General features: G+C 62.8%; 19 protein-coding genes. 10 read left to right on the plus strand and 9 right to left on the minus strand.

The annotated features are described in order from the left end of the window. Positions 1-75 precede the first annotated feature (75 nt). The 6 genes from QWZ03_RS12910 to QWZ03_RS12935 form a co-directional block, all read right to left on the minus strand. The gene (locus QWZ03_RS12910; protein WP_290333093.1) at positions 76-798 is read right to left on the minus strand and encodes a pseudouridine synthase; all 723 of its coding nucleotides are present in this window, start codon (positions 796-798) and stop codon (positions 76-78) included. Beyond that, positions 795-1,118, minus strand: a complete 324-nt coding sequence (locus QWZ03_RS12915; RefSeq protein ID WP_290333094.1) for a YnfA family protein — start codon at positions 1,116-1,118, stop codon at positions 795-797. The genes QWZ03_RS12910 and QWZ03_RS12915 overlap by 4 nt, the downstream gene beginning before the upstream one ends. A 1-nt stretch (position 1,119) precedes the next feature. Further along, complete coding sequence (locus QWZ03_RS12920; RefSeq protein WP_290333095.1) at positions 1,120-2,877, minus strand: ABC transporter ATP-binding protein; 1,758 nt, start codon at positions 2,875-2,877, stop codon at positions 1,120-1,122. Then, the gene (locus tag QWZ03_RS12925; RefSeq protein WP_290333096.1) at positions 2,864-4,606 is read right to left on the minus strand and encodes an ABC transporter transmembrane domain-containing protein; all 1,743 of its coding nucleotides are present in this window, start codon (positions 4,604-4,606) and stop codon (positions 2,864-2,866) included. Before QWZ03_RS12925 ends, QWZ03_RS12920 begins: the two co-directional genes overlap by 14 nt. Before the next feature lie 255 nt (positions 4,607-4,861). Beyond that, positions 4,862-5,137, minus strand: a complete 276-nt coding sequence (infA, locus tag QWZ03_RS12930; RefSeq protein ID WP_284198290.1) for a translation initiation factor IF-1 — start codon at positions 5,135-5,137, stop codon at positions 4,862-4,864. Positions 5,138-5,593: 456 nt separating this feature from the next. Next, a complete protein-coding gene (locus QWZ03_RS12935) occupies positions 5,594-6,355 on the minus strand; it encodes a hypothetical protein (protein ID WP_290333097.1) in 762 nt (253 codons plus the stop codon). Between the two features lie 170 nt (positions 6,356-6,525). Here QWZ03_RS12935 and QWZ03_RS12940 point away from each other — a divergent pair, with 170 nt between their 5' ends. The 6 genes from QWZ03_RS12940 to QWZ03_RS12965 all read left to right on the plus strand — a co-directional run bounded on the left by QWZ03_RS12940 (position 6,526) and on the right by QWZ03_RS12965 (position 15,681). Next, positions 6,526-7,224, plus strand: a complete 699-nt coding sequence (locus QWZ03_RS12940) for a Crp/Fnr family transcriptional regulator (RefSeq protein WP_290333098.1) — start codon at positions 6,526-6,528, stop codon at positions 7,222-7,224. Between the two features lie 280 nt (positions 7,225-7,504). Continuing rightward, the gene (locus QWZ03_RS12945; protein WP_290333099.1) at positions 7,505-8,224 is read left to right on the plus strand and encodes a hypothetical protein; all 720 of its coding nucleotides are present in this window, start codon (positions 7,505-7,507) and stop codon (positions 8,222-8,224) included. Beyond that, entirely contained in the window at positions 8,203-10,260 is a 2,058-nt protein-coding gene (locus tag QWZ03_RS12950; RefSeq protein ID WP_290333100.1) for an adenylate/guanylate cyclase domain-containing protein, read from the plus strand. Before QWZ03_RS12945 ends, QWZ03_RS12950 begins: the two co-directional genes overlap by 22 nt. Before the next feature lie 44 nt (positions 10,261-10,304). After that, complete coding sequence (locus QWZ03_RS12955; RefSeq protein ID WP_290333101.1) at positions 10,305-11,507, plus strand: caspase family protein; 1,203 nt, start codon at positions 10,305-10,307, stop codon at positions 11,505-11,507. A 176-nt stretch (positions 11,508-11,683) separates the two neighbouring features. Then, the gene (locus tag QWZ03_RS12960) at positions 11,684-12,841 is read left to right on the plus strand and encodes an acyltransferase family protein (RefSeq protein WP_290333102.1); all 1,158 of its coding nucleotides are present in this window, start codon (positions 11,684-11,686) and stop codon (positions 12,839-12,841) included. A gap of 275 nt (positions 12,842-13,116) precedes the next feature. After that, positions 13,117-15,681: a bifunctional diguanylate cyclase/phosphodiesterase gene (locus QWZ03_RS12965; protein WP_290333103.1), complete on the plus strand. Its 2,565-nt coding sequence runs from the start codon at positions 13,117-13,119 to the stop codon at positions 15,679-15,681. A 549-nt stretch (positions 15,682-16,230) separates the two neighbouring features. Here the strand turns inward: QWZ03_RS12965 and QWZ03_RS12970 are convergent. Together QWZ03_RS12970 and QWZ03_RS12975 are read right to left on the minus strand one after the other, a co-directional pair. Next, positions 16,231-18,255 (minus strand): CAP domain-containing protein, encoded by a 2,025-nt coding sequence (locus tag QWZ03_RS12970; RefSeq protein ID WP_290333104.1) that lies wholly within the window; start codon positions 18,253-18,255, stop codon positions 16,231-16,233. Between the two features lie 259 nt (positions 18,256-18,514). Then, positions 18,515-20,686, minus strand: a complete 2,172-nt coding sequence (locus QWZ03_RS12975; protein WP_290333105.1) for a malate synthase G — start codon at positions 20,684-20,686, stop codon at positions 18,515-18,517. Here QWZ03_RS12975 and QWZ03_RS12980 point away from each other — a divergent pair. Further along, positions 20,666-21,067, plus strand: coding sequence for a hypothetical protein (locus tag QWZ03_RS12980; protein ID WP_290333106.1), 402 nt, complete (start codon positions 20,666-20,668; stop codon positions 21,065-21,067). The genes QWZ03_RS12975 and QWZ03_RS12980 overlap by 21 nt on opposite strands. Positions 21,068-21,213: 146 nt before the next feature. Here QWZ03_RS12980 and aceA read toward each other — a convergent pair whose 3' ends face one another. Next, entirely contained in the window at positions 21,214-22,512 is a 1,299-nt protein-coding gene (aceA, locus tag QWZ03_RS12985; protein WP_284198299.1) for an isocitrate lyase, read from the minus strand. A 438-nt stretch (positions 22,513-22,950) separates the two neighbouring features. Between aceA and grpE the strand changes: the two genes are divergently transcribed. The 3 genes from grpE to dnaJ all read left to right on the plus strand — a co-directional run bounded on the left by grpE (position 22,951) and on the right by dnaJ (position 26,993). Continuing rightward, a complete protein-coding gene (gene grpE, locus QWZ03_RS12990) occupies positions 22,951-23,514 on the plus strand; it encodes a nucleotide exchange factor GrpE (protein ID WP_284198300.1) in 564 nt (187 codons plus the stop codon). A gap of 139 nt (positions 23,515-23,653) precedes the next feature. Beyond that, positions 23,654-25,576, plus strand: a complete 1,923-nt coding sequence (gene dnaK / locus QWZ03_RS12995) for a molecular chaperone DnaK (RefSeq protein WP_290333107.1) — start codon at positions 23,654-23,656, stop codon at positions 25,574-25,576. A gap of 292 nt (positions 25,577-25,868) precedes the next feature. Continuing rightward, on the plus strand, positions 25,869-26,993 hold the full coding sequence (dnaJ, locus tag QWZ03_RS13000; protein WP_290333108.1) for a molecular chaperone DnaJ: 1,125 nt from the start codon (positions 25,869-25,871) through the stop codon (positions 26,991-26,993). Positions 26,994-26,997 lie beyond the last annotated feature (4 nt).

Raw genomic sequence — 26,997 nt, forward strand, 5'->3', positions numbered from 1 at the left:
ACAAGCCTGTGGGTGGCCTGTGGGCAAGTAGGCCAAGTGCTTGAGCGCCTGGAGGGAATTGCCGCTGCCTAATAATCAGGCAGTCCAGCCCAGCGCCCTGCAGACAGCGGCAAAATCCGCTGCCAGCGGGGCCTCCACAATGATGCGCGCACCGCCATCTGGGTGGCTGAAGGCCAGCCGGGTGCAGGCCAGCAGCAATCGTGTATTGCCATAGAGTTCGGTGAACAGGCGATTGTGCCTGCCCTTGCCATAGGTGGCATCGCCGATGATGGGGTGGGACAGGTGCTTGAGATGTCGGCGCAACTGGTGCTTGCGGCCGGTCAGCGGGTCCAGTTCCAGCAGCGCATAGCGGCTTTGCGGATAGCGATCGACGCTATGGGGCAGCTCCGCCGTGGCTAACCGGCGGTAGCGCGTGATGGCTTCCTGCGGCGGTGCCAACTGGTCCGGCATGCGCTCGTAGCTGTCGTACTGGCGGCTGAGCGGGTGGTTGATTTCGCCGGCATCATCTGGCCAGCCACGGACGACGGCCAGATAGCGCTTCTCTACGGTACCTGCTTCGAACTGTTGCGATACCGCGCGGGCGGCGTCGGCATCCAGACCAAACAGCAAGATGCCCGAGGTGCCTTTGTCCAGCCGGTGTATGGCATGTACGCGCTGGCCCAGCTGATCGCGCACCTCCTGCAGGGCAAAGCGGGTCTCGTGCCTGTCTATCTCGCTGCGGTGTACCAGCAGGCCCGAGGGTTTGTGGATGGCGACCAGGCGCTCGTCGCGATAGAGAATAGGATGGTGGTAGTTCATGTGCGCGGAGCCAGGATGATGACGGTGGCGCCGGCCAGTACCAGGCCGACGCCAGCCCAATCCCAACCAGTGGGGCGCAGGCCATCGACCAGCCATAGCCAGGCCAGTGCAGTCGCCACGTACACCCCGCCATAGGCTGCATAGACGCGGCCGCTGGCGGTCGGATGCAGGCTGAGCAGCCAGACGAACAAGGCCAGGCACGCCGCTGCCGGCAACAGCAGCCAGGCTGGGCCGCGCTTGTGCAGCCACAGCATGGGCAGAAAGCAGCCCAGTATCTCGGCTACGGCGGTGAGCAGGTAGAGGCCCAAGGTCTGCAGCATGCTAGTCGCCCAGCTGCTGCAGCAGGTAGAGCCGTTGGTAGATGCCGCCTTCATGGGCCATCAGCGTCTCGTGCTGGCCTTGCTCGGCAATGCGGCCATGATTCAGCACCACGATGGTGTCCGCGTCGCGTATGGTGGAAAGCCGGTGGGCGATGGCAATGACAGTGACCCTGCCACGCAGCTCGGTCAAGGCTTGTTGCACCACCTGTTCGGTTTCGCTGTCGATATGGGCGGTGGCTTCATCCAGGAACAATATGCGGGGTTTGCCTGCAAGTGCCCTGGCAATGGCAATCAATTGCTTCTGCCCGGTTGATAGGCGGGCGCCGCCTTCACCCAGGGGGGTGTCGTAGCCTTGCTCCAGGGCCAGGATAAAGTCGTGGCAACGGGCGGCACGGGCGGCGGCCTCGATTTCTGCACTGCTGAGCGGCCTGCCCATGGCGATGTTCTCGCGTGCGCTGGCGGCCAGCAGGAAAGGGTCTTGCGGCACCAGGCCCACGTCCGCGCGGAAGTCATCGTCGCTGAATTGCTGCAGCTCGATACCGTCTATGGCGATCTGGCCCTGTTGCTGGGTGTAAAAGCGCAGCAGCAGCGAGAGCAAGGTGGATTTGCCGCTGCCGGTGTGGCCGACGATACCGACAAACTGGCCTGCCGCGATGTGCAGGTTGAGATCGTGTATCACCGGGTTGTCGGCACTGTAGCCGAAGCCCAGTCCGCTAATGTTCACCTCGCCGTGGCTGATGCGGGCGTGCCCGCCCTGGGGCATTGGTTTGTGCTCCTGTAGCAGGGTGTTGACCCTGGAGGCGGCTACTACCGCTTGCTGCAGCTGGCTGAACTGCAAGGTAATCTGGATCAGCGGATCCACCACCCGGCCGATATAGCTGACAAAGGCATACAGGATACCTACCTCCAGCCCGCCCAGCGCCCGCTGGCTGAAGCTATGGATCACCACCACTAGCAGGATCACGTTGAGCAGGTCCAGCATGGGCCGCAGCAGCCAGGCATTGGCACGCAGCTCAGCCATGCGGGCGCGGAAATGCTGCCGGTTGGTATCGCCAAAGCGCAGGCCAAAACGGCTTTCGGCATTGCTGGCCTGCAGTACCGCCATGCCAGCGATACTCTCCGCCACTTGGGCATTGATATCGCTGCGCAGCTCGCGGGCGCGGCTGACGGCCGGTGCGCTGAAGCGCTGGTAGAACCAGACGATGATGACCACGGCCGGCAGCAGCACGATGACGATCAGCATCAGGCGCCAATCCAGCCAGGCCATGGCAACTAGCGCACCCAGCACCACGATGCTGCTGTCCAGCATGACGAACAGCACCTGCACGTAGAGGTTCTTGACCTGCTCGGTGTCGTTGGTGACGCGGCTGACCAACTGGCCGGTGATGGCCTTGTCGAAAAAGGCCATGGGTAGCCGCAGCACATGGCCGTAGACCTGCTCGCGCAACCGTTTGACCGAGCGCATGGCCACGCCAGCCAGCCGGGTGAGCTGCAGGTAGCGCAGCACGCTGGCTACCCAGCCGGTCAGCAGGATGCTGATCAGCAGGCCGCTGATGGCGTGCCAGTCCAGCACCCTGGGCAGCAGGTACTGGTCGATGAAATACTTGCCCAGCAGGGGTCCCAGGGCTTCCAGGCCGGCGGCAACAATCAGCCAGAAGCAGCCCCACCAGAGGTGGCGGTGCTCGGGCGCTGCGGCCTGCCGCAGCAAGGCGATGGCCTGCCGGGTATTGGCGGCGGAGAGCGGGTTAGAGGGCGTCAAGACTGGCCTCCAGTTGCTGATAGCGCCATTGGCTGGCGTACCAGCCATCCTGCAGCAGCAGGTCGGCGTGGTGGCCGGTTTCGGTAATCCGGCCGTGCTTGAGCACCAGTATCTGGTCGGCATCCATCACGGCACTGAGCCGGTGGCTGACAATGATGACGGTGCGGTTCAGGCGCTGGTCGCGCAAGTGGCCCAGGATATCGGTTTCGGTCTGGGTATCGACGGCAGAAAGCGCATCATCCAGCAGCAGCAGCGGGGCATCAGCCAGCAGGGCGCGGGCGATGGCCACACGCTGGCGCTGGCCGCCCGAGAGGGTGACGCCACGCTCGCCCACTGGGGTGTCATAGCCCTGTGGAAAGCGCAGTATGTCTTCGTGCACCGAGGCTAGCCGGGCAACCTGCTCGATCTCGGCGCGGCTGGCATCGGGCTTGGCCAAGGCGATGTTGTCGGCCACGCTGGCAGAGAACAGGAAGGGTTCCTGCGGCACCCAGGCAATGGCGCCATGCAGGGCTTCCAGCTGGTAGTCGGCCAGGGCATGGCCGCCCCAGAACAGGCTGCCGTTGTGCTGGGCGTACTGGCGCAGTATCAGTCGCACGATGCTGGATTTGCCCGCCCCGGTGGGGCCGACCAGGCCCAGGGTCTGGCCGGGCAGCAGGCAGAAACTGATATCGCTGAGCGCTTCGGCCTGCTGGCCCGGGTAACGCAATTGCACGCCATCGAGCCGCAGCGGGCCTGGCTCGACCTTGGCCACCTTGCCAGTGTCGGTGATGGTGAGCGGGGCATCCAGTATCGGTTGCAGCCTGCTCCAGGCTGCGCGGCCGCGTTCTATCAGCGACATGACCCAGCCGGCGGCAAACATGGGCCAGATCAGCTGGCCCAGATACATGCTGAAGGCAGTCAGCAGGCCCACGGTCAGCTCGCCTTGCCAGACCAGATAACCGCCCACGCCCAGCGTCAGCCCAATGGCGGCAACCAGGGTCAGGCCCACGGCGGGCTCATAGGCAGCCTCCCAGCGCTGCGCCCGCAGGCTGGCCTCGGCGGCGTGCTCGGCCAGCTCGCTGAACTGCTGTGCGCTACGTGCCTCCAGCCCCAGGGCGCGCAAGGTCCGCACCCCTGCCAGGGTTTCCTGTACGTGGTCGTTCAGGTCGGAGAAGCGGGTAAGCGAGTCATGGCTGGCGCGATGTATCTGGTTGGAGATATACCAGAAAGCCAAAGCCATCAGCGGGAAGGGCGCCAGTGCGGCAGCGGCCAGGTGCCAGTCCACGCCTAGTGTCATCATGGCCAGCACCATCAGCAGGGTGAGCGTGCCGTCAAATCCAGCCAGCATGGCTTCGCCGGCCGCCATTTCCACCGCATCGACATCGTTGGTCGCCAGGGCCATCAGATCGCCGGTACGCTGTTGCTGGTAGAAGCTGGGGCCCTGCAGGCTAAGCCGCTGGTAGAGCTGGGTGCGCAGTTGCACACCCAGCTGGTAGCTGGCGGCAAACAGCTGCAAGCGCCAGCCTACCCGCAGAAAGTAGATGCCCATGCCAGCCAGCAACAGGCTGCCCAGTTGCCAGAGCAGGGCATTGCCATGCAATTGGCCGGCTACCAGTCCGTCAACGATGGCTCCCACCTGGCGGGGGATGAAGACGGTCAGTACGCCTACGCCCATCAGCATCAGGGCCGACAGCACATAGGGGCGCCAATGCTGGCGTATAAACTGGGCGATCAGCCGCGATAATGGCATGCCGGGAATACCGTGAGGGCTCGGGAAGGGTGGTCGATTCTAACGGGGACGGCGCGAGAAGGCATGCACGGTTGCGACAAAATACCGGAGGCTGTCTATTCGGCGCACCCAGCGGGGTGCCTTGAGGGCGCCCTGGTCGGCCAGGGCATGGCGGTGCGTGGTTGCAGGCACCTGGAGAGGGTGTTTGCCGAACGCCTGCCAAAAGCACAACGGCACCCCTGGGGGTGCCGTTGGCGTGACCAGCTACCTGGCGGTTTAGCGCCGGTTGAACTGGCCAGGACGGCGTTGACCGCCGCCGCCACCTGCGCGCTCATCCTTGTGGCGGAAGCTGACGCGGGCCTTGGTCAGGTCGTAGGGCGACAGTTCCACGGTCACCTTGTCGCCTTCGAGGATGCGGATGCGGTGCATGCGCATCTTGCCCGAAACGTAGGCGATCAGCTCCATGCCGTTTTCCAGTTTCACGCGAAAGCGGGTATCCGGCAGGACTTCCGATACCGTACCTTCCATTTCAATCAGTTCTTCCTTGGCCATGCATTACTCCAGTGCCGAGGCAAGCCGCCTCGGTGGGGGATAGGGTACTGTAGGGCACTCCGGCAGCCTCGATTCGTCGTACCCTCAAGGAGTAGGCCGAGATGGGCGGGCACCTGGCGGTGACGACCATTTCGTTCCAAGGCGGCGTTACTCGTGAAAACCATTTCCGCGCATATCTAGCCTATGCAGCATTGAAAATAGTCATTCGCGCCTCGCCTCGCGTAGAAACCGAGATTGCTGGAAGGACCCTGTAAAGCGGACTAAATCAGCCCGTGTGCACGGCACAGCGCGGCGTTGCGGCGTACGGCGCAACACTGCCTAAACGGAGCACAGTCCGACACTATACAGGTTTATACGGCAAGGGCCGTAGCTGCTGGCTGAACGGCATGCCGGCAAGCCTGCAGAATGCGGCGGAGAAGGCGCGTGCCGGGCGTACAGGCTAGCCCGGCAGGTCGGTCAGAATCGCAGGGTCAGGCCGGCAACCGGGCCGGAAGTAAAGTCCGAAATGCTGCTGGTGTAGCGGCCGCCCGCGCTGTCGGCCAAGGGAAAGCGGTGTACCGTCAGCTTCTGCATGCGGTAGCCCAACAGGCCGGAGACGCTGGAGAACCTGGGGCTGATGCCCGCCAGGTTGTAGGTCAGCCCCACCTCGCTGACAAAGTAGCGGGTGCTGAGCGAGCCAGGCAGGCTGCTGGTATGGGTCTTCAGCGCGCCTATGGCGGCGCCGCCGTAGAGGGCCAGGTGAGTGTCCAGTGGCGCGGCGCCGCTGACAGACAGGGTGGGGCCATCTATCTTTACCGCATCCCACAGCAGGCGCTTGTAACCCACGCCGACATTGAACTGGGGGGCGAAGAAATAGCCCAGGTTGATGTCCTGTTCCCGGCGTGAGGCATAGAGGGTACTCAGGTTGTCATTGAAGCGGAACTCACGCTCCATGGCGGCCGAGCCATTCAGTATCCAGTTGCCGTAACGGAGCGACAGTGTCGGTATCGGCACGATCTCCGCATCGGAACGCATCTTGGCTACCACCTGCCGTTGTGGCTGGCTGCCATTGCCCGGCAGGTAACTGGCGTAGGGGAAGCTGTTGGCTTCCCACTCATTGGACCAGAGCCGGATGCCGGTGCTGATGGACCATGTGGCTTCCTCGGCCTGGGCGGGTAGAGCCAGCAGCAGGATGGCGAGGGCGGGCAGCGAGCAGCTGAGTGGGGTAGGACGTTGCATGTAGAGCCTGATGGATACCGATGGGGAGGGACTGCCGCCTTGCGCTGGCGCCCAGACGATGGTGACCCTGGGTGCCTTGCCGGCCTGCAGGCGCGGTTGCAGGCCGTGGTCCGCCAAGGTGCTGTTGGCGTTAAGATGATGGTACCCGAACCGTCTGGATGGAATAAATAGTGCAACCGATCTCGCTGCGCGACATGTTGGCGCGCAACACCCTGTTTGCCGACTTGCACGACGAGGAATTGGACGCACTGGTAACGCGCATGTCGCTGATGGAGGTCAGGGCGCGGGATGCAGTGTTCCTGCAAGGCGATGCCGGGGATCGCTTCTATGCCGTGCTGCGCGGCGTGCTCAAGGTGGTGGCCAGCAATGAGGAAGGGCAGGAGACTGTCTTGTCGCTGCTGGATGCCGGTACTACTTTTGGCGAAATTGCCCTGCTGGACGGGCAGCGCCGCAGCGCCACAGTGATATGCAGCAGCCGTGCCGAGCTCGCCTATATAGACCGGCAGGGTTTCCTGGCCTTTCTGGCGCAGCATCCAGCAGTGCGCGATAAGCTGATGGTGGCCCTGTGCCAGCGTATCCGTACCTTGACTGAGCGGGTAGAGCATCTGTCTGTGCTTGACGTACCTGCCCGTCTGTCGCGTACCTTGCTGTTCTTGGCCTCTGCCCATGGAACCGAGCTACAGGGCAGGCATTATCTGCAACTGCGGGTGTCGCAGGGCGAGTTGGGCGGCATGGTAGGCGCCACCCGGGAGAGTGTGAACAAATTGCTGCGCAGCTGGGATGAGGCTGGCCTGATCGCGGTGGTGGACGGGCGCATACAGATACTCAAGCCAGAGGACTTGCAGCGACTGGGCATGACCGGGGCCTAGCGTCAGGCGAAGCAGGGTGGAAGAGTCTGTTTTGACCTTAAGTGCTTGAAAAATTTTGCCAATTCAAAGTAATGACGAGCGTCAGCGAGGTTCCCGCCACGCACCGTGCAACGTGGACTTCCGTCGCCAAGCGAGGGCGGAGGGTGTGGATTAAATCAGGGAAGAGCCTGCTGTATCAGTCTGCTTTGACGCTTAGCGCCAGGGTTTCCCTGGCGCCTGCACAGCCCGATACAAACAATCAATAACTTAAGTTCATAACAGGCTCTAAGGAGAGATGGGCATGAAAAGGCGGGGAATGCGCCATGTACCAATAACGGTGGCTGCAGTCCTATGGGCGGCGGCCGGCGTGGGTCATGCGATGGCGTGCAGCATCGTGATCGACCCCAGCTCCAGTGATCGCTACCACAACCAGGCACCCTGCGCTGGCAAGGACAGATTGCGCCTGGAGCAGGGCGAGCTGGTGATTGCACCGCATGGCTTTGTGTCACTGAGCATTGCGGCACCTACGGGCAGCAAGCCAGCTCGGCTGCGCTGCGATGGCTGGAGTGACCGGCCCTTGGTCTTGCGCCTGCAGACCGGATCGGGTTGGCAGTCGCGGCTGGCATCGGCGGGTTGCGAGTGGCGCGGCGATCAGTTGCGATGCGGCAAGGAGGCGGCGCCGGTATGCGTGGTGGAGTCCATCCTACCTTTGCGACAACGTGCCAGCGTGGCCGCCACCGTACAACTGCGTTCGATTGCGGCCAGCACACCCGGTGACGACGATGTGCTTGCCGCCTGGATGCAGGGCCAGGTGGCAGTATTGGATCTGTGCCGGCAAAAGCAGGGCCTGCATTGGCCCCTGAATCTGGTCCTCCGTTATCAAGCCAAGCAGGGCTTTGCCGCCACGGCGGAGAATGATGCTGTGCTGGCGAGCTGCGTGCTGCATCGCTTGGCCCTGCAGCAGCCTGCCTTGGCGGGCGAGGCGGAATACACCATCCAATGGCGCGTCGAAGCGCCGTGATCGCGGCAATGCGCCGGGCGCTATGCCTGGCGTTGCCCCTGAGCCGGCCACGCTGGTGGCTGGCCGCGCTATGGCTGGCGACCTTGGCGTCCGGCGCCAGCCTCGGGCTGGAGTGGCGGTGGCTGGATACAGTTTTCTATGACCGGGTACTGGCCGCCAATCAGCGGCAGGCATCACCCTTGACGCAGCGGGTGGTGTTTGATGCCGATATCCCGCTCTCGGTATCCCGCGAGCAGTCTCTGACCCTGCAGGCGCTGGCGGTGGAGCGGCTGGTCGCCATGGGCGCGCGCTCGGTCGTGCTGGATGCCCAGATTGCCCTGCGCAATCGTCGCGCCCAGGATTTTGTTGCCTGTCTGCCGACAGGAGAACCCCCCCGAGTATGCACCCTGCTGGGGGAGCAGGCCTGCCAGACACTGGCCGGCCGTAACCGCACAGCGCCGCTGGATATGGATGCAGCTGCGCAGCGGGCATTGATACTGCCCACCCCGCTGTCTGACCGCCAGCCGCCGCCCCGCTCCTGGTTGTTTGGTGCTGCCGACGGCGTGCGCATGGTGCAACCTACCCTGCCACTGGGGGCAGATGGGCTGATACGCCATATGGCTACGGATGCCGGTAGCTTGCTGGGGGCGTTTGCCATGCCGTCCCCTAATACGGCTGGCCTGCTGGCCTTGCGTTTTGGTGATGCCGGCAGGAGTACCCCGCTGCCGCTGAGCCAATTGACCGCTTGCGAATCCTGGCGCTGGCAAGCGCTGTCACCCCAGGTGCAGGAGCGCCATGTGGTGCTGCAGCTGACCGATGAGCAAGGGGTGGAAGACGTACATATGGTGCCCACTGGCCCCGGGGGCAGCGTGGCTTTGCGCTCGGGTGGCCGCTTGATTGAGGACGGCCTGGCCACCTTGCTGCAGGGTGATGGCCCCAGGCTGCTGCCCTGGCCATGGTTGATGCTGCTGGGACTGCTGATGCTGGCTGGCTGGATCGCTGCCTGCTGCTATCTGCGTGCCCGGTGGCTGGGCCTGCTGGCGCTTGTGCTGGGTGGGGCAGCCTGGTTGATGGCGCCGCTGGTCTACCCTTATGCCCTGCTGCCCTGGACAGCCTTGCTGATAGCCCTGCTGGTGGCGGGCAGTGTCTGCCATGCCGGGCATCTCTACCTGCGCACGAGCCAGAACAGTGTGCTGGCGCGCTTTCTGCCGCCGCAGGTGCGCCATCTGCTGCTGGCGGATACGCCCCTGGCCAAGCAGGGGCAGCAGGTGGAGGCCGTGGTGCTGATGAGCGATCTGGCGGATTACGCCAGCCTGACCCGCCAGTTGCCCTCGGCCTTAGCCGTATTCGATTTCATCAACGACTACCTGACTCAGGTTACCGCAGGCATGCAGCTTGAGCATGGCGCCTGGCTGGAGTCCTATATGGGCGATATGGTGTGCTACTACTGGCCAGACCTGGCTGGTGGCGAGAAGCGTTGCGATGGTGTGCAGGCACTGCAAGCCGCTGTGGCACTCTTGCATCGGCAACAGGTATGGTTGAAGGCCTTGCCCCAACGACTGCCGCCGAGCATGCCGCTGGCGCAGCGTGAGCAAGTGGCGGCCAGGCTGTTTGCCGGGGTGGCACTGACGCGGGGCAAGGTCTGCATGGGCGAGATCGGGCCGGAGGGCGGCATACGCAAGTTTGGCATCATTGGCGATCCGCTCAATCTGGTGGCACGGCTGGAGGCGTTGACCCGGCATTTCTCGGCCAGATTGATCGTGACGGCAGAGATGCTGCCCGCCGCCAGGCGCCTGGGCCTGCAGCCGCGCCTGTTGGCACAGGTGCAACTGAAGGGGCGGCAAGGGTGTTTGGCGGCGTGGGCCTTGCATTTGCAGGACGAGTCGGTGGACTTGGCAGCCGTAGCCGCCTGGGATGCCTGGCGCCAGGATTTCGAGGCCGGCGGCGAACCTGCTCCGCCACCGCAGTTTGACCAGGATGCCGCCACACTGCGCCGCTGGCGCCAGGCCGGCTGGTGGGACACCGACCAGGCCTGCTACCTGCTGGAGCAGAAGTAGCGGCAGGCGATCCTGCGGCAGGCGAACCTGCGCCAGAGAGGAGAGTGGGTCGTGTTAAAATCCACAAGAAGAAAAACACCTATTCCCTGTGGGATGTTGACTGGGGTGTCTATTTGCCTACCTTGTCCCGCTGCCTAGCCTACCTGCTGTTTGCCGCTGCCATGACCTTGGCAAACCTGCCGGTTGCCGCCGAGGCCAAGCCGCCACGGCGGCTGGCCCTGGTCATAGGCAATGCCGACTATGTCCACGCGGGCAGCCTGCGCAATCCGCGCAATGATGCGGTGGATATCTGCGAGGCCTTGCGTCAGCAGGGCTTTGCCTCAGTTTGCCTGGAGAATCTGCCGACGGCAGCCGTGCTGCATGCCCGCATACGCGACTATGCCGCCAGCCTGGGGCCCGCCGATATCGGGGTGTTCTACTACGCCGGTCACGCAGTCCAGATCCATGGCGACAACTACCTGATACCGACCGAGGCCACGCTGCGCTCGCTGGCGGCGCTGGAGAACGAAACCGTCAATCTGCGGGTGTTGATGCAGGCGCTGGGCGAGGCACGCAACAGTCTGAACCTGGTGGTGCTGGACGCTTGCCGGGACAACCCCTGGGCGGGACAACTCAGCCGCCAGGGTCTGGCCCGCATGGATTTCGTGCCGGCAGGCACCATGGTGCTGTATGCCACGGGCGCCAATGAAGCCGCCTTTGACGGCAGCGGGCGCAACGGCACGCTCACCCGGCATTTTCTTCAGCACATTGCCACGCCCCGGCTGGGCATAGAGGACATGCTGAAGCGGGTAAGCCAGGGTGTGCAGGGTGAAACCCTGCTGGCCCTGGGACGTAAACAAGTACCCTATGTCTATACCTCGTTTACCGGCGAATTCTGCTTTGCCGGCTGCGCCCCCAAATCGGACCTGGTCGAGCTGCAGCGCCAGTACAGCGACAAGCAGGCGCTGGAAAACCGGCTGGATGCAGAAGTGCTGGCGCGCGAAGCAGAGGGCCGCCGGCTGCGTGGTGAACTCGACCGCCTGGCGGGTAGCGATAGCAGCGACGAAACGGTATTCAAGCGCAGCCAGCAGTTGCAGACACGGCATGAGGTCAACGAGCAGGCGGCAGCCCGTGTCAGGGCGGAGGCGTCGGCGACCCGGGCGATGCGGCAGCAACTGGCGTCGCAGATTGCCGAGCTGCAACGGCAGGCCAGCCAGGCGGAAGAAGCCAAGCGCACCAGCCGTTACCTGCCGCCGCCACCGCTATAGTTCTGCGCTATCCAGCAGGCCTGTGAGCTGGCTCACAGCGGCCTGGCGGCAAGCTCCACATACTGCATGCAATGGATCCAGGCCGGGCAAGGTGCTCTGCCACGATCCGGGTTTGCCCGTGCTCACCCCGGCGTGTCCGGTATCGCCGTCGGCGGGCCGTTCTGCCTGGACTACGCATGCATACTACCTTGCCCCCCAACTTTACCGTGGCGCCGCCGCTGCCTGGTCAGCAGGTACAGTGCGGGGTGCAAGCGTCGCAGCAACTGCATACCCTGCAATGCCTGAGGGGCCTGGCGGCGATGATGGTGCTGGTGTTTCACTGCGCCCTGCTGCTGGCGCCATTTGCCGGCGCGCCCTTGCTGGGCGGCATATTGGCGATAGGCAGCCTGGGGGTGGAGCTATTCTTTGTGCTCAGCGGTTTCATCATCATGTGGATGCATGCCGACGATATCGGTCAGCCCGACCGTGCCGGCGTCTACCTGCTCAAGCGGCTACTGCGCATCTACCCACCTTACTGGGTGGTCTTGCTGGTGACGCTGGCCGCGGGTTGGTACCTGGGCACTAGCGGGGAGTGGCTGCGCCCGCTGATGGATATCGTGATACTGCACCCGGCCACACCCGAACCCATGGTGGTTGGCATAGGCTGGACCCTACGGTTTGAACTGGCCTTTTATCTGGTATTTGGCATCCTGATATTGAATCGCAGGCTGGGCCTGTTCCTGATGGTGTCCTGGTTGCTGGGCATCGTATTGCTTGCCTGCAAGCTGGTCAGCATACCCTGGTCGGTGGCGTATCTATTCTCCAACTATTCCTTGCTGTTCTTCTTTGGCATGGCGAGCGCCTTGTGGGCACGGCATGGCGCTATCAGCCCGGTGGGGCGCTGGCTGGTGGAGTACTCGGTGCCACTGGCCGCCACATTATGTTTCTGGCTGGCAGTCTCTTTCTTGCAATCGGGTAAGCCTATTGCCGAGGATGGCCTGGGCATCTCTGTTCTGGGGCTGGCCCTTGCCGTGCTGATGCAGGCCAGTCTGTCGCCTTACTGGGAAGCACGTAGCCGGACCCTGGCCTGGCTGGAAAAACTGGGTGATGCTTCCTATTCGATCTATCTCACCCATATGGGTTTGCTGCTGCTGGCTGGGTTACCGGCCTTTCGTTGGCTGCTGGGCCAGGGTATGCCGCAGCAGCAAGGCCCCTGGTTGCTGGTGCTGCTGCTGGCCTGCCTGCTGTGCGTTGGCTGTGGGTTGCTCTTCCATCACTGGCTGGAACAGCCGCTGTTACGATGGAGCAGGCGTCGCTGGTCAGGTGATGGACATGGTAGGCGCCCTCGAGCGTAGCGAGGTTCCCCGCCGGTGGGCGGGGGTAGGGGTGGGGCTATATCAAGGTGGAGCCGCTGCTTGAGATACGCATGGGGCTAGCGCCCGGGTTTCCCGGGTGCCTGATGGGCTGGTATCCCTGCGCTGCGGCTGGCAAGCACAAGGCAGGCTCCTCCAACGCTGCAGGCTTGGCTATAGTTGCCTTGAGCTGTGCCTTTCGTAGGCGTAGCCACGGAGGCGACTTGAACCCCCAGCCGAGATTCCCCCGCCAGACGCTGCATCGATACGTGCTCAGCATGATGTTGCTGATCGCGTTGTTGATCGGTGGCCTGGCATGGCTGCTGTGGCGTACGGCTGTGCGCCAGAACGAGGTTGCGGTGGCGGCCGAGCAGGCCCTGGTCATGGCGCTGCTGGATGCCTCCAAGCGCCAGCTGCCGGCCAGCCTGTCGGACTATGCCTTGTGGGACGACATGTATGGCAAGGTAGGCATGCCGGCGCAGCCGGACCTGGCATGGTTCGACGCCAGCACGACCGAGACCATACACACCAAGCTCAAGATAGACCTGATGATCCTGGCAGAGGGCGACCGTCGCGTATTACGTCTGATGCTGCGCGGTGAGCTGAGGGAAGGCGCCGAGTTCGAATTGGATCGTCTGCCAGCCTGGCGGGCCTTGCTGAGTGACGCCAGGGCGGCGGCGGCCGGCAAGGAAGTCAGCCGTGACCTGCGCTGGGGCGACCATGCCTATTGGGTAACTGCCTTACGGGTGCAGCCCCAGGACGTTACGAAATACGCCAAGCTGCGCGCGGACCGGGTATTAGTCTTTGCCCGCAAGCTGGACGTGGCGCGGGTGGCTGATGTGCTGTCACAGCAACGGCTGGACGGATTGACCGTGAGCAGCGAGCGGATGGCGGGCGCGGCCTCTGTGGCCCTGACGCAGGTGGACGGCGTGCAGGGGCGCTATGTTGTCTGGTGGCCCAAGCAGAGCGGCAGTGCGTTTGTCCATGCCCTGCTGGTACCCGCCGGTTTGCTGGTGATGTTGATACTGTTGCTGGGGTGGGGATTGTTGCGTGACGCACGGCTGCGTCAGCGTGCCTTGAGCGTGGCGATGGCCAGTCAGGCGCAAATGCGCGCCGCCAATGTCGCCCTAGTTGCCTTGACCTATGCCCAACACCATGGCTCGGATGCCACTGATGCAGATTACTGGCAGCGCTTTGCCATTATTCTGGGCAAGGCCGTCCGGGCGCAGCGGGTCAGTCTGCTGCGGCATGATGCGCAGGTGGATACGGCGCTCGCCGATATCGATGTCGCCAGCCAGTCTACCTGGCCGGCGCAGGCAGTGCCGCAGCGGACAAACAACCCCAGGCTGCTCGCGCAGGAATACCTGATGCTGGAGGATGCACCGCAGGCGCGCGCCCGCGCGGCTGTGATACGTGATGGCCGCCTGGTGGGCGAGGTGCAGGTGGAGCGTGAGGCCGGAACACAGTGGTTGCAGGACGAGGGTAACTTCCTGGTGGCCGCCGCCGCATTGGTGGCCTTGTCGCTGGAGACCTCCAGCCGGCGCGATGTGGAACAGCATCTGCACAAGCAGGTGTATTTCGATCCGCTAACCGGACTGTCGAGCGCCTTGCGCCTGAGCGAGGAACTGCTGCTGCGGCGGCAGGACTGGAGTGGCATGGTGGTGGTGGCTGTGCTGCGGCTGGACGAACTGGAGGACATCAACCTGCTGTATGGTCGCGAGGCAGGCGATACGGTGCTGCTTACCACGGCAGCACGCTTGAGTGCGGGGTTGCAAGCCGACGAACTGGCGGCCCGTAGTGGCGGCAAGCGTTTCGACCTGTTGCTTTACGCTGGCCAAGCCGCAGCCGGGCATGCACGCCTTAGTAGCCTGGTGGTGCAACTGACCGAGCCCATCATGGTGGGCACCCAGCAGTTCAGGCCACAGTGCCGGGTGGGCGCTGTGCTGTGTGAAGCAGAGGAGCTGGGTGCGGCACGGTTGCAGGAGGCCTGCCTGGCACTGGACCAGGCCCAGCATGGTGGGCGGGATAGGCTGGTCTGGTATGACCAGACGCTAAGAGCGTTGGCGGAGCGCCGGCTGGCCTTGCTGCAGGCGCTGCGCCGTGCGTTGGTGCAGGGGGGCCTGAGCCTGGCTTACCAGCCTTTTGTCGATGCCGCCAGTCGCCAGCCGGTGGGCGCCGAGGTGTTGCTGCGCTGGCGCGATAGCGAGTTCGGCGTGGTGTCACCAGCCGAGTTTGTCCCGCTGGCAGAAGAAGGTGGGCTGATACTGGAACTGGGTGATTGGGTGATGGAGACCGCCATGGCGCAACTGCAGCAGTGGCAGAGCCAGCTGCCGGTTCCCTTGCGGCTGGCGATCAATCTCTCACCCAGGCAGTTGGAGGACGAGAGGCTGGCCATCCGGCTGTTTGCCGCCATGGCCCGGCATCAGGTGAGTTGCTCTGCCGTGGAGTTCGAGGTGACCGAAGGGCTGGCACTGGAGACATCGACCGCCATCACGGCCAATCTGCAGGCTTTTCAGGCGGCCGACATCGATATCGCCATAGACGACTTTGGTACGGGCTACGCCACATTCAGTTTCCTGCGGCGCTACAAGGTGCAGAAGATCAAGCTGGACAAGCTGTTCATCGATGGCTTGCATGACCACAGCACCCGCTTGCTGGTGCGCAGCATGATTACCATGGCCAGCGGCCTGGGCGCGCGGGTAACGGCCGAGGGGGTAGAGCAGGATGCCCAGTGGCGCATGCTGCAGGATATGGGTTGCGACTATATACAGGGCTATTTCTTTGCCCGCCCCATGCCAGCTGCGGATTTTGCTGCCTGGGTGGTGGACCAGCAGGGGCAATGACCTGGGTGCTTTGCCCTTCATTCGGCAAGGTTGCGAACGATACGGCGAAGAAACCTTGAGCAGGCCAGCTCGAGCGCCAGCGAGGTTCCCCGCCGGCGGGCGGGGTGTAGGGGTGGGGCTAAATCAAGGGGGAGCCGCTGCTTGAGTTGTTGCACTGGTCAGCACCCGGGTTCCGTGGGTGCCTGCACTGCGTCTATACATACGCCACCGCTGTGAGCCCAGGCCAGCTCGAGCGCTAGCGAGGTTCCCCGCCGGCGGGCGGGGTGTAGGGGTGGGACTAAATCAAGGGGGAGCCGCTGCTTGAGTTGTTGCACTGGTCAGCACCCGGGTTCCGTGGGTGCCTGCAATGCGTCTATACATACGCCACCGCTGTGAGCCCAGGCCAGCTCGAGCGCTAGCGAGGTTCCCCGCCGGCGGGCGGGGTGTAGGGGTGGGACTAAATCAAGGGGGAGCCGCTGCTTGAGTTGCTGCAATGGTCAGCACCCGGGTTACCCGGGTGCCTGCACTGCGCTTAAGCACACGCTACCGCCTGCCTATGAATACCAGGCTCTAACAACCACAGGTCGCCAGGAAGCTGCTGGCTGGGCCCACCGCCAGGATATCTGGACCGAAGTCAGGGCCATAGACATACACGATGCCGTTAGCCAGGCCCAGGTAGTAGCCCTTGGCATAGGCACGGGCCGTGTAGATGTCGATCTGCTGGCTGGTCGCTGCCGGGCTGAAATATTGCGGGTAGGTACGCTCGGCCCAGTTCATCAGCCGCTCGGCCTCAGACGGCGTGGGCTTGGTGCCGCCCACTGCGGCTACTTCCAGGCCAGGGCCCCAGTCGCCAAAGGCGTTGTACATGCCGGGCCGTACCTGCAACAGTGCCTTGCCGATGGCGGGCGGGGTGTAGTTGAAGGTATTGCTGGCGACCGTGGTGGGGCTGCCGGGTGATGAAGCCGCGACGCCGCTGAGGGCGATGTTGTCCACGTACCAGCCCGTGCCCTTGCTGGCCTGCGGATAGAAGCTGCCCACCGAGAAGGCATAGCGGAAGCGCAGTTGTGCAGTACGGCCGGCATATTGGGCCAGCGAGATATCGCGCACCGTGAAGCTGCTCTCGGCCTTGCCGTTGCCGGCCTGTTGATACAGGGCAGTCCAGCTGGCGCCGTCGTCCAATGAGAGCTCTACCTTGGCGTGCTGGTCGCTGGTTGCCAGGCCCAGGCGGCTGGCAAAGCTGAGGCTGGCGCCACGCTCTATGTAGAACGGTTGCGTCAGCGTCATGGTCTGGTCGGTGGCCTTGAGATGGGCCAGGTGAAACGATGCCGCACCGCCGGCAACCAGATCGCCCTGCACCACGTTGTAGCCGGCCGAGGTGGACAGGCTGAAGTTGCCGCTGCCGGACTCGGCGCCATCGTTCAGGCTGAAGGGGGTGAGCGAGATTGGCCGCCACTGGTAGGCGGTGGCGCCAGGTACGGCCTCGAACTGGTAGGGCGTGGCCTGCCCGACGAAGGGTGAGGCGCTGCCCGTGGGTACGGGCGTGATGTCTCCCGTGCCTGCCACATCGGGGTCGTAGACGGTGACGGCATAGTTGAAGGTGCGCGTCGCACCGCCCACCTTCACATTGCCTATGGTCACGTTGTAGGTGGTATCGGCCGTCGGCTTGGGCAGGTTGACGCCATCGCGGGTGCCGGCAGGGAACCAAACCAGGGTATTGTCGCCGTAGCCGTTGGCCACGGCTTCCAGCTTGACCGGCCCCATGGCACTGCCGTTCTGGGTCATGGTCACGGTGGCGGCCGAGAAATCGGCTTTGGGATACGAGAACGACCAGCGCGGGTACACCGTGGTGTAGGGCACGTGCCCTTTGGGCGGCCAGGCCACGAAGTCATCGCGCACGGCGGGGCGGGCGCCCCACATATTGCCGTCGAACACCCACAGCGTATTGCTGCTGGTGCCGGCAATGCTGCCATCCACATCGCCGGTGCCCATGAACTGGGTTTGTGGATACAGTATCCAGCGGCGGTGGCCCACGGCTGCATTGTTGCCGCCGCCATCGCTGATATAGCCGTTGGCAATGGCGCCTGGGCCGAAGTTGCCCAGGGCGATATTGCCATTGCCGGCTGCATCAGCCCCCCCGCTGGTGTAGCACAGCCAGCTGGTGGGGGGGGAATGGCTCAGCGACTTGTTGGCTGCCATCATCAGTGCAGCCTGTTGCGCCTTGGCATTGAAGCTGGGATCGAAGGAGACCGCCGCCGGTATGCCGCTCATGGCGCGGAACCAGTTGATACGGCGCAGTATGGCGCCCTTGAAATCGGCCGTGGTGTCGCCGGCATTGCAGGCCGCCAGGTTGCCGTTCCAGCCGCTGGGCACACCGTTGGAAGAGGCAAATACCGTACGGTAGAACAGTCGCGACATGGCCCGACTGGCGGGATCGACGCTATAGCCCGTAGCCGCCTGCGCCGACTGGATGCGCACGGTATGTTCCATTTCGGCGATGGAGGCAGGAAAGCGCGGTGCGGGGTAATCGGCAGGTGCGGGCTGGACGGCGATCGTAGCGGCGTTCGCCGTGCTGAGTAACAGTACGGTGGCAAGCATCAAGGTGGTTCCTGCAATGACAATTGCATGAAATGTATCACCTTGGCTGCTGGCGATACAGCCCGTTTTCGCGTCAGGCTGTGGCGGTGTGACAGGTGGACGGCGCCAAGCCTTGCTGTAGGCCGAGACCAGTGAGTGTGGGCGGGATGGTTACAAATAACAAAGCGCCGATGTTGCCATCGGCGCTGTGTACTTTCCGGTTTTGTCCCTGCATGGGCAGGTGTGCGGGCCTGGGCGGCCCGCATCCCAGCCATGGAGGCTAGCGGCCTGCCAGTTTCGCCTTGACCGCCAGCCTGGCGCGGTGCAGTGCCGGCTCGGTGTAGCCGTTGGGTTGCTTGCAGCCTTCAAACACCAGCTCGCACGCCGCCTGATAGGCAATGTTGCCGGCAAAATCCGGCGCCATGGGGTGGTAGAGCGGGTCTGCGGCATTCTGGCCGTCAACCACGGCGGCCATACGTTCCATCGCCTCGCGTACCTGTGCTTCGCTGACGATCCCATGGCGCAGCCAGTTGGCGACATGCTGGCTGGAGATGCGCAGGGTGGCACGGTCTTCCATCAGTCCCACGTTATGGATGTCCGGCACCTTGGAACAGCCCACGCCCTGGTCTACCCAGCGCACCACATAGCCCAGGATGCCCTGGCAATTGTTCTCCAGTTCGCTGCGGATTTCGTCGGCATGCCAATCGGTGTTGGGGGCCAGCGGCAGGGTAAGGATATCGTCCACCGAGGCACGCGGCCGCAGCTTGAGTTCGGCCTGGCGCTGCGCCACATTGATCTTGTGGTAGTGCAAGGCATGCAGGGTGGCGCCTGTGGGCGACGGCACCCAGGCACAGTTGGCGCCGGCATTGGGGTGTCCCAGCTTGGCAGCCAGCATCTCGGCCATCAGGTCGGGCTTGGGCCACATGCCCTTGCCGATCTGTGCCTTGCCTTGCAGGCCGCAGAGCAGGCCGACATCCACATTGCTGTTCTCGTAGGCGCCTATCCACTTGGTGGCTTTCATGGCTTCCTTGCGCACCATGACGCCTGCTTCCATGGCGGTGTGGATTTCATCGCCGGTACGGTCCATGAAGCCGGTATTGATGAAAATGATGCGCTCGCGGGCAGCGCGTATGCATTCTTTCAAGTTGACCGAGGTGCGCCGCTCCTCATCCATCACGCCGATCTTCAGCGCCAGTGGTTTGAGGCCCAGGGCGGTTTCGACCCGGCTGAACAGCTCAACGGCAAAGGCCACCTCGTCAGGGCCGTGCATCTTGGGTTTGACGATATACATGGAGCCGGTGCGAGAGTTGCGCAGGCTGCCACGGCCCTCGATATCGTGCTTGGCGATCAGGGCGGTAATGGCGGCGTCCATGATGCCTTCGAACACTTCCTCGCCCTGATGCAGGATGGCCGGATTGGTCATCAGGTGGCCCACGTTGCGCAGCAGCATCAGCGAGCGGCCGTGGAGCTTCAGCTCACCGCCGTTTGCTGCGGTGTAGCTGCGGTCGCCGTTCATGCGGCGGGTCACCGGCTTGCCACCCTTGTCGAAGGTGTCTTCCAGGGTGCCCAGCATCAGGCCCAGCCAGTTGCGGTAGACCTCGACCTTGTCCTCGGCATCGACAGCCGCGACCGAGTCTTCGCAGTCCTGTATGGTCGTGACGGCGGCTTCCAGGCAGACATCCTTGACCCTGGCGGCATCGGTGGCACCGATGGGGTGGCTGGCATCGATCTGGATCTCGGCATGCAGGCCATGGTGCTTGAGCAGGACACTGGTGGGGGCTGAGGCATCACCGCAGTAGCCGACAAACTGTACAGCATTCTGCATGCCGGTCACCTCGCCGCCCTTGAGACTGACAGCCAGCTTGCCGTCGGATACCGCATATAGGGTGGCATCCTTGTGGCTGCCCAGCGCCAGCGGGAAGGTCTCATCCAGAAAATGGCGGGCAAAAGCAATCACCTTGGCGCCACGGATAGGGTTGTAACCCTTCCCCTTCTCGGCGCCGTCGGCCTCGGGTATCACATCGGTGCCATACAAGGCGTCGTACAGCGACCCCCAGCGTGCGTTGGCGGCATTGAGGGCGTAGCGGGCATTCTTGACCGGTACGACCAGTTGCGGCCCGGCCAGGGTGGCGATCTCTTCGTCGACCCCGGTGGTGCTGATGGCAAAGTCCGGACCTTCCGGCTGCAGATAGCCGATTTCGGTCAGAAAGCCCTTGTAGCTGGCAAAGTCAGCCTTGGGGTTGGCACGGTGCCAGGCATCAATCTGCGCCTGCAAGGTATCGCGGCGGGCCAACAGGGCGCGATTCCTGGGGGTGAGGTCGGCAACGATCTGCTCGAAGGACGACCAGAAGGCATCCGGTGCGATACCGGTGCCGGGGATGATCTCGTTGTTGACGAGTTCGTGCAGCTCGCGGGCGATGGCGAGGCTGCCGTGCTGGATACGTTCGGTCATGCTGGAGTGTCCTTCCCTGTGGCTTGGAAGCGGTCCTGTCGAGGGTTCGATCGTGATGGCTTCACCGGGATGATGCAGTTATATGGTTTCTACGCATTCCGCCATCCTGGCCTCATCCGCTGGGTCGATAGCATCATAGAACCAGTTGAGCGACATGGACTTCGGAATACGTGCCTCTACGGTATCGTCGAGGATATTTCTGCCCAACCAGAGCACGCATGGCGTGCTGTCGCGGTGTGCAAGAAAGTTATCCAGGCTCTTGCGGGTGACGATAAAGAAAACCATTGCGTGGTGCGCTGCCTGATTATCGATGGCGACTGTCGATGGGCGATCGCCGATGGAAACACGCCGCCCGAACTCGGTGAGCAGGGGCGGCGTTGATCGTGGGCTATCCACTGGCGAGCGCGAGCAAGGCTACCCTCCGGTGGGAGGGGCGGGGGCGGCGGGACTGATCAGCCAAGCTGCGCTGGTCTATCCAACCCGGCTTTGCCGGGCACGCGCCATGCCCATCCAGCCTTGCAATCAGATCAGTGGAACTGCTCTTCTTCCGTCGAGCCAGTCAGCGCAGTCACCGAAGAACGGCCACCCTGGATGACGGTGGTGATGTCATCAAAGTAACCGGTGCCAACTTCCTGCTGGTGGCTGACAAAGGTGTAGCCACGGTCGCGGGCGGCGAATTCGGGCTCCTGCACGCGCTCTACATAGGCCGACATGCCGCGGGCCACGTAGTCCTGGGCCAGATCGAACATGTTGTACCACATGGAGTGGATACCGGCCAAAGTGATGAACTGGTACTTATAGCCCATGGCGCCCAGCTCGCGCTGGAACTTGGCGATGGTGGCATCGTCCAGGTTCTTCTTCCAGTTGAAGGAAGGCGAGCAGTTGTAGGCCAACAGCTTGCCCGGATGCTTGGCGTGGACGGCCTCGGCAAACTTGCGGGCAAACTCCAAGTCAGGCGTACCGGTTTCACACCACACTAGGTCGGCGTAGTCGGCGTAGGCCACGGCGCGGCTGATGGCCTGCTCCATGCCCTTCTTGGTCTTGTAGAAGCCTTCGGCAGTGCGCTCGCCGGTCAGGAAGGGCTTGTCGTTCTCGTCGTAGTCGCTGGTCAGCAGGTCGGCGGCTTCTGCGTCGGTACGGGCGATCACCAGGGTGGGCACACCGTAGACGTCAGCTGCCATACGGGCGGCGATCAGCTTTTGCACGGCTTCCTGAGTGGGAACCAGCACCTTGCCACCCATGTGGCCGCACTTCTTCACTGAGGCCAGTTGGTCCTCGAAGTGCACGCCACCGGCGCCAGCGCGGATCATGGACTTCATCAGTTCGTAGGCGTTCAGTACGCCACCGAAACCGGCTTCGGCATCGGCCACGATAGGGGCGTAGTAATCAATAAAGCCCTTGTCGCCGCGCTCAATACCCTTGGAGTGCTGAATTTCGTCGGCGCGACTGAAGGCGTTGTTGATGCGCTCGACAACCTTGGGCACCGAGTCCACTGGGTAGAGGGACTGGTCCGGGTACATCGCGGCGTATTCGTTGTTGTCAGCAGCCACTTGCCAGCCGGACAGGTAGATGGCCTTGACGCCAGCCTTGACCTGCTGCATGGCTTGGCCGCCGGTCAGGGCGCCCAGGCAATTGATATAGGGTTCGTTGTTGACCAGATCCCACAGCTTTTCGGCACCACGGCGGGCCAGGCTGTATTCGTTCTGGACGGAGCCGCGCAGGCGCTCGACGTCGGCAGCAGTGTAGCCGCGCTTGATACCCTTCCAGCGTGGGTTGGTGTCCCAGTCATGTTGAATAGCGGCGATGCGTTGTTCGCGAGTCGACATATCTCTTACCTCGTTGGGCGGCGGCCCCGGCGAGCCGGTGGCGCGCAAATCATTGGGGAGTAGCTCGGGAGGGGCAGACAGATGTTCTGTCTGCCGGCGCCCCGGCTGGATGCTGCTTGGGGCGATATGGACCCGGGTCTGGCATGGGGTGGGCCAGCTAGGGTATTCCGTTACTTGTGTAGTCGATTATAAGGAGTTTCATGTGCAGTGCACCATATTTTTCAAACGAGCGTCTGATTTATATGAAATCACAACAGCAGCGTGGTGGTGAGGAGACAGCTGTTGTGGGTTTGCGCATGCTGCGCAGCGACCTGGGTGGCTGGCTGGCGTGGTGCCTGGCAATGCGTGCTGGCCGGGATGCGCCCGGCTTGCATGGGGGGGCTTGAAATCCCAATAACCATCCTCATCTTGTGGGCTATCGCTTCAGGAGATAGCAATATGCAACAGGAAAACCAGACCGAAAACCCCATCGAAAGCCAGCAGGATCAGGCGTTTGAGCAGGATGCTGCAGCGCTTGAGCGCGAAGAGCCTGTCGCTGCCGAGAGCCTGGAGGCCCAGGTGGCAGCGCTGGAGGCCAAGGTGGCTGAACTGCAGACTGCACTGCTGTATGGCAAGGCAGAGACCGAAAATATCCGCCGCCGTGCCCAGGAAGACGTGGCCGCCGCGCATAAGTACTCGGTAGGCAAGTTCGCCAGCGAACTGCTGATCGTGAAGGACTGCCTGGAGATGGCGCTGAAGGACAACTCCAGCATAGAGAACATCAAGATGGGCGTGGACATGACGCTGCGCAACCTCAGTGGTGCATTCGACAAGTTCCAGGTCAAGGAAATCGACCCGCAGGCCGGTGACAAGCTGGATCCGCACAAGCACCAGGCCATGAGTGCAGTGGAGGCCGAGCAGGAAGCCAATACCGTGGTGAGCGTGATGCAGAAGGGCTACGTGATCGCCGATCGTATCCTGCGGCCCGCCATGGTGGTGGTCGCCAAGGCCAAGGCCGAGTAAGGCCTGAGCCGGGATGGACTGGCCAGGTGCCGGTGTGCAGACAATCTCACTTGAAACCTGCCGCTCCATCCCCACTTAGCTAACAAGGTTATACAAATTCCAGCCGGCCAAGCCGGCAAGTTATTGAGAGGACTACAAAATGGGCAAGATCATCGGTATTGACCTGGGCACCACCAACTCCTGCGTGGCAGTGCTGGAAGGCGGCAACGTCAAGGTAATCGAAAACGCAGAGGGCGCACGCACCACGCCGTCCATCATCGGCTACACCAATGACGACGAAATTCTGGTTGGCGCACCGGCCAAGCGCCAGGCGGTGACCAACCCCCGCAACACGCTGTATGCCGTGAAGCGCCTGATCGGCCGCAAGTTTGAAGAGAAGGAAGTGCAGAAGGACATCGACCTGATGCCTTACACCATCTCGCGCGCCGACAACGGCGATGCCTGGGTGGAGGTGAAGGGCAAGAAGATGGCCCCACCGCAGATCAGCGCTGAAGTGCTGCGCAAGATGAAGAAGACCGCCGAAGATTATCTGGGCGAGGAAGTGACCGAAGCCGTGATTACCGTGCCGGCCTACTTCAACGATAGCCAGCGCCAGGCAACCAAGGATGCCGGCCGCATTGCCGGCCTGGAAGTGAAGCGCATCATCAACGAGCCTACCGCAGCTGCGCTGGCTTTCGGCCTGGACAAGAAGGAAAAGGGCGACAGCAAGATTGCTGTCTATGACCTGGGTGGCGGTACTTTCGATATCTCCATCATCGAGATTGCCGATGTGGACGGCGACAAGCAGTTCGAAGTGCTGGCGACCAATGGCGATACCTTCCTGGGCGGCGAAGACTTCGACCAGCGCCTGATTGACTACATCGTGACCGAGTTCAAGAAGGAACAAGGCATCGATCTGAAGAACGACGTGATGGCGCTGCAACGCCTGAAGGAAGCTGCCGAAAAGGCCAAGATCGAACTGTCGTCGACCAGCCAGACCGAGATCAACCTGCCCTACGTGACCATGGACGCCACCGGCCCCAAGCACTTGGCCATGAAGATCAGCCGCGCCAAGTTCGAGAGCTTGGTGGAAGACCTGGTCGAGCGTTCGATCGAGCCTTGCCGTATTGCGCTGAAGGATGCCGGCCTCAAGGTGACCGACATTGACGACGTGATCCTGGTTGGCGGTCAGACCCGCATGCCCAAGGTCATCGACAAGGTGAAGGAGTTCTTCGGTAAGGAAGCCCGCCGCGATGTGAACCCGGACGAAGCCGTTGCCGTGGGTGCAGCCATCCAGGGTTCGGTGCTGTCGGGCGACCGCAAGGACGTGCTGCTGCTGGATGTGAGCCCGCTGAGCCTGGGTATCGAAACCCTGGGCGGCGTGATGACCAAGCTGATCCAGAAGAACACCACCATTCCGACCAAGGCGTCGCAGGTGTTCTCTACCGCCGATGACAACCAGAGCGCCGTGACCATTCACGTGCTGCAGGGCGAACGCGAGAAGGCGGCTGCCAACAAGTCGCTGGGCCAGTTCAATCTGGAGGGCATCCCCAGCGCTGCCCGTGGTGTGCCGCAGATCGAGGTGGAGTTCAACATCGACGCCAACGGCATTCTGCATGTGTCGGCCAAGGACAAGGCGACCGGCAAGGCCAATAACATCACCATCAAGGCCAATTCGGGCCTGAGCGAAGAAGAAATTCAGCGCATGGTGAAGGATGCCGAAGCCAACGCCGAAGAAGACAAGAAGCTGACCGAACTGGTGGGTGCACGCAACCAGCTGGAAAGCCTGATCCACTCGGTGAAGAAGTCGTTGGGCGAATTCGGTGACAAGATTGCCGCCGACGAGAAGGCTGCCATCGAAACCGCCCTGACCGAAGCCGAAGGCGTTGTGAAGGGTGATGACAAGGCTGCCATCGATGCCAAGTCCGAAGCGCTGATGAGCGCCTCGCACAAGCTGGCCGAGAAGATGTACGCCGCCCAGCAAGGCGCAGAAGGTGCCGAAGCACCGGCTGGCGAGGCCAAGAAGGACGACAGCAATGTGGTGGATGCCGAGTTCACCGAAGTGAAGGACGACAAGCAGTAAGCGTGAAGTGGAAGAGACCGGCGAGGGTGCTGGGCCAGGGGCTGGCAGTGGTTTGCCGACGCTTGGCCTGAACCAGGGTACCGCCGGTACTTTTCCGGGTGAGGTGCAGTTGGCCTTACCTTCCGGATAGGGCATGCTGCCGTGTCCCACCGCCCGATAATCTGGGCTGGTGGGCACGGCAAAGTGCCGAAGAGGCGTAGCGCTGTCCTGGGTGCGCCGGGTACTGTCAGCCGCAGAGCAGCCGGGGTTCTGGCTGTTTTAGTTTCACACTTCACGTTATGCAAATCTGATCATGGCAAAAAAAGACTTTTACGAGATTCTGGGTGTCAACCGGGACGCCAGCGATGAGGACATCAAGAAGTCCTATCGCAAGCTGGCGATGAAGTACCACCCAGATCGCAATCCCGACAGCAAAGATGCTGAAGACAAGTTCAAGGAGGCCAAGGAGGCCTACGAGATACTGTCCGACAGCCAGAAGCGGGCTGCCTATGACCAGTATGGCCACGCCGGGGTAGACCCGCAGGCCGGCATGGGTGGTGGTGGCTTTGGCGGTGGCGGCTTTGCCGATGCCTTTGGCGACATCTTTGGCGATATCTTCGGCGGCGGCGGCCGTGGTGGCCGATCCAATGTGTATCGCGGTTCTGACTTGCGCTACAACCTTGAAATCAGTCTCGAGGAGGCCGCGCGCGGCACCGAGACCAAGATCAAGATTCCTTCGCACGAGGAATGCGACACCTGTCACGGTTCTGGCGCCAAGCCCGGCACACAGGCCAAGACCTGCGGTACTTGCGGCGGGCATGGCCAGGTTCGGGTGCAGCAGGGATTCTTCAGCCTGCAGCAGACCTGCCCCACCTGTCACGGCAGTGGCAAGGTCATCCCCGACCCATGCCGTGCCTGTAATGGCCAGGGACGGGTCAAGACCTACAAGACACTGAACGTGAAGATACAGGCCGGTCTGGATGAGGGCGACCGTATCCGCCTGAGCGGCGAGGGTGAGCCTGGCGTCAATGGCGGCCCACCGGGCGACCTGTACGTGGTTATCCACCTCAAGGCCCACGGCGTATTCGAGCGTGAAGGCAACGATCTGCATTGCGAAATGCCGATCAGCTTTGCGACTGCCGCACTGGGCGGCGAGATCGAGATTCCCACGCTGGATGGCGCGGTCAAGCTCAAGATACCGGCAGAGACCCAGACCGGTGCGGTCTTCCGCTTGCGCGGCAAGGGTATCAAGGGCGTGCGCAGCGCCATTACCGGCGATCTAATGTGCCATGTGGTGGTGGAGACCCCGGTCAAGCTGACCGAACGGCAGCGCGAGCTGCTGCGCGAGTTCGAGAACATCAGCCTGGAGGACGACGCCAAGCACAATCCACGAGCCAACTCCTGGATGGATAAGGTGAAGGATTTCTTCTCCAACTGATCTG

The sequence above is a fragment of the Chitinimonas viridis genome, assembly GCF_030409555.1.
GTDB classification, from domain to species: Bacteria; Pseudomonadota; Gammaproteobacteria; order Burkholderiales; family Chitinimonadaceae; genus Chitinimonas; species Chitinimonas viridis.